This window comes from Phormidium sp. CCY1219, assembly GCF_055795085.1.
In genome coordinates this window covers 1-3446 of the sequence record NZ_JAYFEQ010000534.1, presented here as the reverse complement: position 1 = coordinate 3446, position 3446 = coordinate 1, and the positions used below count along the sequence as shown (strand labels likewise).

Genomic DNA, 3446 nt, shown 5'->3' with positions numbered 1-3446 from the left:
TATCGTTTTTGGCTGCATGGTAAGCGCCAACTCTTAGTTAGACGTTGGGTCGTCCAAGCTGCGCGTATGCGCGACCGCAGAAGTTGACGCAGCTCCAAAATAGGGTGGTTCGTTCCCTGGCTTCCATTTAATATTGCAGCCAACGCTCGGTTTTTGCGCTTCGCTCACCGGTTTGCCCGCCAAAACCGCATCGATCGCCCCTCGCAAATCTTTCCCCGTCACCGGCACGCTGCTGCTCGGACGGCTATCATCCAATTGACCGCGATAAACCAACTTGCGATCGGCGTCGAATAAAAAGAAATCCGGCGTGCAAGCAGCGGTGTATGCCTTCGCCACCTCCTGGGTTTCGTCGTAACATAACGGGAAAGAAAATCCCACCTCTTGCACCATTTCTTTGAGCTTTTCCGGACCGTCTTGCGGGTGAGTTTCCACGCTATTGGCGCTAATCGCCACAATTCCCAGGTTCGAGTTCGAGTAGTCTTTGCCGATCGCCGCTAGCTCGTCTTGCACGTGCTTGACAAAGGGGCAATGTCGGCAAATGAACATCACCAGCAGTCCCTGGCGATCGCGAAAACTCTCCAGAGAAATCCTTTCCCCGGAAACCACATCCGGGAGTTCAAAAGCCGGTGCCTGGGTTCCCAGGGGCAACATCGTCGAGGGTGTCAGTGCCATGATTTATCCTCCGCATGATTTCAGCTTACTAGCTTGAGCCTTGGTTTATTATCCGACAATACTCTTTCGCTTCGCCAACGGCAATTCACCCAGTTTTTGGTTTATTACCATAAAAAATTATTTTTGTCAACTGCCTTGATAGAGAACTTCCGATCCCGAGCCACTCCGTAAAATTACTGGGGCGACAGGAAACAAGCGCAGTCGAAAACATGTTCCCTGGTTTTTTCCCTCCTTCCCCCTGCCGGGGCAATCAATCGCGCCCATTTTGTGGTTTAATCCACAGTAGGATTGAGTATAAACGCTTAGGTGTTCCGAAGTCCGGATGCAAATATGGGGTCAACGTTGGTAAGGGTTCCATCTGGCGACCCGCCATCCCTGGCAAAATCAAATAAATGTGAAAAAATCTGTATCCGAGTAAACTTCGTAACAAAACTTAACTGTAATTCAGCAAAAATCCGGTTTCCCTAGGGAGAGGATTTTTATTACGATCCTAAAAGAAAGCTAAAGATCTATAAAAAAGGCGAGTTTATTATGACGGCTGATCTCATAAGCGATCCTAGACTCAGCTTTAGTAAAGAGGAACTTCTACAGCAATATGCCCGGGGATCGAGAGATTTTAGTCGGCTCAGCTTAATCAAAGCCGATTTAAAAGATTCAAATCTCAGTGGTGCATATCTGAGTGGGGTCAGCCTTACCAAAGCCGATCTTAGAGGAGCTAACTTACATCGCGCCAACCTCAGTGGAGCAAGTCTCAGTGGCGCAAATCTCAGCGGTGCTAATTTGGCGGGAGCCAATTTGAGCGGCGCTCATTTGAATTGGGCCGACTTAAGTGGGGCGAATCTCTCTGGGGCGATTTTGACAAAAGCCGATGTCAGTGGAGCCAACCTCAGTGGCGCGCAATTAAATAACTGCGATCTGAGTCAGACCTATTTAATTGGCACTAATTTGAGCGCTTCAGATTTGCAACAGGCTAATCTCCAGTTAGCAAGCCTTAATAAAGCTAATTTGAGCCAAGCGAACCTCAGTGAAGCCAACTTGACGCGAGCCAAACTGAAACAAGCTTCCCTGAGTGGAGCCGATCTGCGAAAAGCGAATTTAAAAGGTGCCAATCTCAACCACTCGAACTTGAGCGAGGCGCTTTTGAACTGGGCAACTCTGAGCAAAGCAGAATTGCAGGATGTCAACTTGGCGGGAGCGAATCTGAGTAAAGCCGATTTGAGCTATAGCGATTTGACCCAGGTCTGTCTCAAGGGTGCCCAATTAAGTGGGATTAACCTGAGTGGATCGGATTTAAGTGGGGCGGATTTGAGTCAAAAATTATTGACGGGAGCCAACTTTCAGGGGGCGGATCTGAGCCTGACCAATCTCAGTGGGGCCTATTTGATTCAGGCGAACTTGAGTGAGGCGAATTTGAGTTCGGCGAATCTGATGGAATCGCACCTGATCGATACGGATCTCAGTCAAGCGGATTTGAGTTCCGCCAACCTGAGAAAAGCGAATGTGGTGAATGTGAACCTGCGCGGCGCAAATCTTTCCGGGACAATCCAGCCGAATGGCAAAGTCCGCAAGTAAGGGAAACTATTTCACCCGGGATTGGGCTTGAATTGAGAATTGGGAATTGGGAATTGGGAATTGGGAGTTTTTCCCGTCTCAATTCTCAATTTTTCTGTTTGCGGGGGGTGGGGCGTTGATATTGGCGGGGGAGTACGAGCATGGGAAAATCAGGGGCGATCGCAGTGTGTGGCGCGATCGCTCCTGATTTTCGATGAGTGGAAATGACGCACAGACCCGGGGTGGATCGAACCGACCGATAAACCGACCTCGGGATCAATCAACGACTTTCAGCCATCCGCGACGGACCGCATGAATCAGTCGATTGATGGCATCCATCTCTTCTTGCGTCAGAGAATCCTTCAGCAGTGCGGACATCAACCCCCAGCGTTCCAGGTAAGTAATGCGACCACTCCGCCAAATTTCACAAAAAATTTCTGAAATAGTTCGTTTGTAGAAATTTCCCTGAATTACCATTTTTCCCCTAGTGTAAGTACGATTTGTTTTGACAGCCCTATAGTTCTACTATGGGTTATTTTTTTGAGAATAATTGTGATTTAAACCTCCGTTTGGTTGTGACTTTCGTTCTGAACTTTAGTGATTTCGATCGTAGTCTGTCCCTTCAGGGTAGATGCATCGGGATCGCAGGCAAACCCCACATAGCAGCCAGCAAACAAAAAACCTTACCGGACTAGGATTGATGGCGAAAAATCAGGGATCGCCGCTCTCATCTGTATGATAGCGTAAAAAATCCCTGTCAAAATCCGTCTTTTGGCTTAGTTGAAGGTTTCGTTTTCCTGCAAGATTGGGGGCGGGGAAATGCCAGGGGGGTTGCGGGGGCTGCATCTGTGGTTTGGTGGGCGAAAAACCAGGGGGTGGAGCAGCAGGCAAATTGGAGCGATCGCGCCAGTGGTTTTAATAGAAAGTCATCCCAGCTTGAAAAAGACTTTTTCCCTGCATCTGGCTTAAAAATCGGCATTTAATGTGAATAGATTCCGGTTTGTAAACTAACTTAAAACAAGAGTGAGCAATCACTTTTTTTGCGAACCCGGGTCAAAAGGATCCATGCGGTGGATCGGCAAAGAATGCCGCCTGGGTGACACTTCCCAGGGAATCCATTGAGGGCAACAGGGATTTGCCAGCCAGATTTAGCTTCTCGGCGGGAAGCCCCGCGCTCTACCCGTGCTTGGTGAGCGTCGGGATGAGAGCCAGGGGAAATGGAG

Annotated in this window: 3 protein-coding genes; 1 reads left to right on the top strand and 2 read right to left on the bottom strand. The window is 48.9% G+C overall.

Annotated elements, in window-relative coordinates; translation table 11 throughout:
- Window positions 1-33 precede the first annotated feature (33 nt).
- Window positions 34-672, bottom strand: a complete 639-nt coding sequence (locus AC0QH1_RS14795; protein ID WP_324631950.1) for a thioredoxin family protein — start codon at window positions 670-672, stop codon at window positions 34-36.
- A gap of 531 nt (window positions 673-1203) precedes the next feature.
- Between AC0QH1_RS14795 and AC0QH1_RS14790 the strand changes: the two genes are divergently transcribed.
- Entirely contained in the window at window positions 1204-2244 is a 1041-nt protein-coding gene (locus tag AC0QH1_RS14790; RefSeq protein WP_324631949.1) for a pentapeptide repeat-containing protein, read from the top strand.
- Between the two features lie 255 nt (window positions 2245-2499).
- Here the strand turns inward: AC0QH1_RS14790 and AC0QH1_RS14785 are convergent, their stop codons facing one another.
- The gene (locus AC0QH1_RS14785; protein ID WP_324631948.1) at window positions 2500-2700 is read right to left on the bottom strand and encodes a hypothetical protein; all 201 of its coding nucleotides are present in this window, start codon (window positions 2698-2700) and stop codon (window positions 2500-2502) included.
- Window positions 2701-3446: the final 746 nt, after the last annotated feature.